This is a genomic window from uncultured Gimesia sp., from assembly GCF_937910335.1.
Lineage (GTDB): Bacteria > Planctomycetota > Planctomycetia > Planctomycetales > Planctomycetaceae > Gimesia.
In genome coordinates this window covers 1-5,888 of sequence record NZ_CALEMX010000561.1, presented here as the reverse complement: position 1 = coordinate 5,888, position 5,888 = coordinate 1, and the positions used below count along the sequence as shown (strand labels likewise).

Annotated in this window: 4 protein-coding genes and 1 pseudogene; 1 reads left to right on the top strand and 4 read right to left on the bottom strand. The window is 48.7% G+C overall.

The features are described from left to right. Positions 1–381: 381 nt before the first annotated feature. Positions 382–1,544, bottom strand: a protein-coding gene (locus Q0668_RS23090; protein WP_298868901.1) for an IS3 family transposase whose coding sequence is annotated in 2 segments (ribosomal slippage) — positions 382–1,271 and positions 1,271–1,544 — 1,164 coding nt in all. Because the reading frame shifts where the segments join, the coding sequence is not laid out codon by codon here. Between the two features lie 148 nt (positions 1,545–1,692). Here Q0668_RS23090 and Q0668_RS23085 point away from each other — a divergent pair. After that, a complete protein-coding gene (locus tag Q0668_RS23085) occupies positions 1,693–2,916 on the top strand; it encodes an IS4 family transposase (protein WP_298868900.1) in 1,224 nt (407 codons plus the stop codon). A 165-nt stretch (positions 2,917–3,081) separates the two neighbouring features. Here Q0668_RS23085 and Q0668_RS26015 read toward each other — a convergent pair. The 3 genes and pseudogenes from Q0668_RS26015 to Q0668_RS23065 all read right to left on the bottom strand — a co-directional run bounded on the left by Q0668_RS26015 (position 3,082) and on the right by Q0668_RS23065 (position 5,809). Next, positions 3,082–3,938 (bottom strand): annotated as a pseudogene (locus Q0668_RS26015) (amidohydrolase family protein). Between the two features lie 309 nt (positions 3,939–4,247). Continuing rightward, positions 4,248–4,700: a hypothetical protein gene (locus tag Q0668_RS23070; RefSeq protein WP_298868897.1), complete on the bottom strand. Its 453-nt coding sequence runs from the start codon at positions 4,698–4,700 to the stop codon at positions 4,248–4,250. A 131-nt stretch (positions 4,701–4,831) separates the two neighbouring features. Further along, entirely contained in the window at positions 4,832–5,809 is a 978-nt protein-coding gene (locus Q0668_RS23065; protein WP_298868896.1) for a DUF1559 domain-containing protein, read from the bottom strand. Positions 5,810–5,888 lie beyond the last annotated feature (79 nt).

Here is a 5,888-nt window from a genome sequence, read left to right as displayed (position 1 = left end):
GTGGGTCAAGCTAGATTTAAGTTGATTATAAATATACTAAGAAATGAATACTGAGGTTTATTCACATTCGACACAGTGCAATAAGAAGAATAAATTGTGCTGATGGCAGGTAAAATAAACCGTGTGCTAAATGCTGTCCCGGAAAAACAGTTCCATCTGTACCAAGATCACTTTCAATTCGTGTAGACTGCTTGGACTTCCCAGAGATAGTGGACGCTGTGTAAATGCTATGCGGCCTGCTTAAACTGATCTGGGCTGACCTGGCCCAATACTGTTCGGCACGGTTTATGCTATCTTAATTAAATGTGACGCGAACAGGTTTATTTTGTTGGTTTTGTTGACCTGCATTAAAAACTTGTACCAGCCCTTATGAAGGTTGGGTTAGGTAATTTCGCTGTGCAGTTGTAGTGAGGGCGCAGCCCGATTGGAAACTGCACAGCGACTCGCAAACTCTGCTGGGGACACATACCCCAACGAACTGTGTGGTCGATTCTGATTGTAATCATCCCTGAATTGATTCGTCAGTTTCCTTGCTGACGACAAGCACTCGAATTCTTCCATCCCCAGGAATTCATCCCGGAAACGACTATTGAAACTTTCCGCGTATCCATTCTGCCAAGGCGACCCTGGTTCGATGTATAACGCTTCGATCTTTAACTGTTGCAACCAACGTTGAATTGCCTTCGATACGAACTCTGGTCCATTGTCGCTCCGAATGCACTTCGGAACGCCACGCATCGCAAACAATTCGGCCAATGTATCAATCACATCTTCACTCTTAATGCTACGATCCATCTTCAACGACAGGCACTCACGAGTGTACTCATCAACGATTGATAAGCACTTCAACGGACTGCCGTTTGTGGTGCGATCAAATATGAAATCCCAACACCAGACATGATCCTTATTTTCAGAGCGACGATAGAGGCAGCCATTCACGCTAGTCCCCAAACGCTTCCGTTTTCGCTTCTTTTGAGGCACTTTTAACCCTTCTCGACGCCATAGTCGGAATACCCGTGTATCGCTAGCCTGCCAGCCTTTCTGTCGGAGTAAACAGCCGATACGACGATAACCGAATCGCGGACGTTGTTTTGCCAGCTGCAACATCTGTTTGACCAATGGCCCTTCGTCGGAACGTGGGCCAGGCACGTAACGATGGCTGCTCCGAGGCTGATCGACCACGCAACACGCACGTCGTTCAGAAATCTCAAATTCAGACTGCAGTTGTTTCACGGCGACTCTTTTCCGAGAAGGGCTTAGAAGTTTCCCTCATTAACAAACTTCAGCATTTGGATATCGAGGGCTTGGTCGGCAACAATTTGCTTGAGGCGTTTGTTTTCCTCATCGAGAGCCTTTAGCCGTTTTGCCTCTTCTGATTTCATGCCGCCATACTGTTTTCGCCAGCGTTCGAAGGTCGATTCGCTCACTTCCAGTGTCTGAAGCACGGCGGCCATATTTTGACCCGCATTGAGCATGGCGTCTGCATCACGCAGTTTTCGAACGATCTGTTCGGGGGTATGCCGTTTACGTTTTTTCGTTGTCATTCAAAATCTCCTTGACCTCATTATGAGGACTGGTATTCTTCATAACAACTGGTACCGTTTTTTAACAGCAGACCATTGTGATGTTCGTGGTTTGTAAATTGGTCAATTTGCACGCAGGAAGGCGCGTTGACTGTTTGAGGCAGCAGTCATGCCACGTGCAAAACGTGTTGAAATCGAAGAGCAGGATATCACCGGGCTGAAGTATTTTCGGCAGATCGGAAGCCTGCTGCAGACACTGCATGACGTCGGCTGTGAGCGCGACCGAGCAGGAAATCGTAGTCTACTTATGGATCAGTATTGCTCGTTGATGCTATTGTATCTGTTCAATCCCATCGTGACATCGCTACGAGGTTTACAAGAGGCCAGTGAGCTGAAGAAGGTCCAGAAAAAACTAAATTGCCCGCGAACTTCCCTGGGCTCGCTTTCGGAATCGGTGGCCGTCTTCGATTCCGAACGGCTCAAACCGATCATCGCAGCACTAGGCGATAAATTGGCTCCGATTGCAAAAGACAGTCGGCTTCAGGATATCAAACATACGCTGACACTGGTCGATGGCACTGTGATCTCTGCCTTGCCGCGGATCGCCATGGCTTGCTTTCCTGATGCTCAGTCAAGCAACGGCGGTCTGATGAACTGGACGCTACACACGCATTTCGAAGTGGATCGTCACGTTCCCACGCGAATGGATATCACGCCAACTGCAGGCGGAAAATATGATGAACGAGCCGTCATGGAAAGAGTCGTCGAATCGGATCGCACGTACGTGATGGATCGCGGCTATGCAAAATTCGAACTTTTCAATCGCATCGTTGACGCAGGCAGCAGCTACGTCTGTCGAATTCGCAACAACAGCGTTTATGACGTGGTCTCTCAACGGGAACTCAGCGATGCAGATCAGGCTGCTCATGTACTGTGTGACGAAATCATTCAGTTGGGATCGGGTTCTGCGAAATCAAAACCCAATCATCGGCTGCGACTGATTCAAATCAAGATGGCGCCACACCAGAAACGAACCCGATATGGTGGAAAGAAAACGGGTCCGTCCTGTGATGGTATTCTACGTATTGTGACCAATCTCACGGATGTTCCCGCAGAAATCATCGCGCTGATGTATCGATATCGTTGGACGATTGAAATCTTTTTTCGTTTCTTCAAGCACATGCTGGGCTGTCGTCATCTGCTGAGCCATTCACAGAACGGCATTGAAATTCAAACTTACTGCGCGATCATCGCCAGCATGCTGATCAGTCTGTGGACCGGGCGTAAGCCTACCTTGCGAACGTATGAAATGATCTGCTGGTACTTCACAGGCATGTGTGATGAAGAAGAGCTGCTATCACACATCTCCAAACTGAAAAAGCAGAACGACTGAACGCGGGCCGCTGGCACGTCTCGTTTGCCTTCCTTAACGCTGCACCGGTTTTTACGAGCACCTAACACTCGCATCTCATCTCCGCAATTTCTACAATCACTCTATGCCCTGTTCTCAAAAGTGAATCACCAAAGCAACCCTCGTGCCGAACAGTATTGGGGCAGGTCAGGCTTCCAGCCCCAGAAGCAGCAGGGCATTACGAAAAATCAATGATTCAATCTGTTCGCTGTCGAGACGGGGCAGGGCTGTTCCTTCGAGCTGTGAATTGAGATTCCGTAAACCATCGATCGAGGCATTCACGGTAGTAAAGGGATAGTCAGAACCAAACAGCAGTTTATCCCACACGCCATATTCCTGCACGAGCATCAAGCTGTGATACAATTGAAACGGGCGGTAATGGAGTGCGCTGATATCGGCATAGACATGCGGATGTTTTCGTATTACTACAACCGACTCTCCCTCGAAAGGATGAGAGAGGTGTGCCATTACAATTCGCACTTCCGGAAACCGGATTGCCACCCGGTCAATGTGCCGCGGCAACGTGCAGTCAAGCGGAGCCTGGGCGACAAAAGTGGTGCCGGTGTGTAAGAGGACCGGCAGTTTGTGTTGGGTTGCGAATTCCCAGAGCGAATCCAGACTTGGATCGTCAGGCTTAAAACCGGCATACATGGGCAGCATGTTTAATGCCTCGCAGCCCCATTGTTTCATAACCTTCACGCATTTCATCCTGCCAGCCGGTTTGAGTCGGGTCCAGCGACATGTAGCCGATGAGAGTCTCCGGGTGTGCATTGACATAATCGGCCACGTATCGGTCATCCACTCGGAGGCCACTCAACCGCGCCTTACCCCCGAAGACAACAGTGCGTGTCTCTGCTGGAGCAGTATTTCGATAGGCTTCGTATTTATTTGATAGTCAGATCGAGTTCCACGCCTGCCTTAGCCCGTCGCGCCGCCTGCAGACAAAAATCGTCATTGAAGTGATCTGGAAATTTCCAGGCGTGACTGTGAACATCAATGTTCATACAATTTCACCCCTGCTATGGGTTGGTAGAACCTATCCAATCTATGAAACCGAGTGCCGTACGCCAATTATTTCTGATGCTGATGCTGTTAGAGCAGGTCCGGCTTGATCTGCTCTAACAGCAGACCGGATTGTTACTCAGTTTCTGTGATGACTTCTATCTGAAGAGGAGTTTCGGTAAAGCTGACTGTGCCAAATACGATTCCCTGTGAAGTATCAAAAGCGAATGTGGCCGGTTTTCCATTGACGAGCACTTACAATCAAACCGAGTTGCCGACAGTTGGTGATATAAACCGTCTAAATCTAAATTTTATTTCAAATCGATCGTAAGCTCGTTATCACTTGCTTTAATTTCCACGGTTTTATCACTGGATGCAGTTGAGCGGTATTTCTTGGGTACGTTGTTCTTCATCTCTTTAGCTGTGGGAGGTCTCATTTGACCATCTGCACCTTTTATTGGTCCCAAAGAGGGTGGAGACAGGGTGACTTTGTAGGAGCCAGCCGGAATCGGAGCGGCGATTTCAAACACGCCCTCTGCTTTCATCTCTGCTCCAAACGCGTTGCCATCCTTCTCTGAAGTGAAATGAATGCTGCCTTTAGCAAATGGCGCACCACCGACTGTCACTTTCCCAGTTACTTTACCCTTAGGTGTCTTATCGACATCGCCTCCACCACCGCAGCCCGTAAGAACAGAAGCAAGTAAAAAGGCCGAGAGTAAAAGACAATAATCAAGTTTATAGATTACAAAGCGGGTTAGGCTCATTGAGAAAACATCTCCTTGGCGTTGTGGTAACCATCTTAAATAATCAAGGGCAATCTTTCTCACTGCGGAAGACCGCCCCTGGGGTATGCCTGGCTGGATTTCAGTTTACTGCGACGAAACCAAAAAATGGCTTAAAATTCGCCAATGACTTGACCATCGGCTCTGGCACCGAGTTGTAAGTAAGTGTTGATATCAATGCTTGAGGAGATAAAGCGAACAGCCCCGTCAGCCATCAACGCGTGTACGCCGCCCGAGTGAAATGAACTTAGTGGTGTGTTGTGCCTGTAAGGTGTGCCACAACCACTGGAGCCAACACAGGTGACCGCAGCTGCTAATCCATGGTCGGTATTCGGTGGATACCGCAGAGTGGTAGTGCCCGCGGAGACCATAGTCGTGCCGGTTGCATAAGCGTTTATCGGTGAAGGACCCCGGCTTGTTCCACACCAGCCGCCCCAATAGTTGGCCCGTTTATCAAGCCCTGCCACATTGCCTGACTGCTCTCCGACCAAAATGGTATTTGATGTCCCGTCTGTATTATCGCGCATCGCTACAGTCTCGTTAACCAACATGAGGCCATTAGCACAAACGAAGGATCCCCATGAACCAGTGTCAAGACATTCAGAAGTCAGTCCTCCCGGATCGGGATAGGAGCCCATAACGGCAGTGTAATCGTGTAGTTGAGCGTTTCCACCATTGTCAAAACCTCCCGTTGATTGCCCATTGTCATCAAGAGGACTTGAGGGGCAGTTTAAGCCAGGAACTTTAAAACCGGTCAAAACGGTGTTGAATAAGCCGCTAGTACTTCGAAAACGGTCTGGCCCGAAGATCAGTTGATTATAAACATTGGTCTGATCCAGATAGGGTAAGATTCCGACTTTCCAGTTACCGGCATACGCAGCGAGCTCACCAAGTGGAAACTTGTTAAAAACGTCGTGGTAGTTGTGTAACGCCAGTCCCATTTGCTTCATGTTATTCTTGCATGTAGAACGCCTGGCTGCTTCGCGGGCCTGTTGTACGGCAGGAAGGAGCAAGGCAATCAAGATGGCAATAATGGCGATGACCACCAATAGCTCAATCAGTGTGAAACCCTTTTTTAGTAAGCGTCGCATAATAAAATGCTCCTTTTGAAATGATGGCATATTCGATTTGTAGAAAATTCGATGAAGACAAACCAGTGGGTCCCTGTCT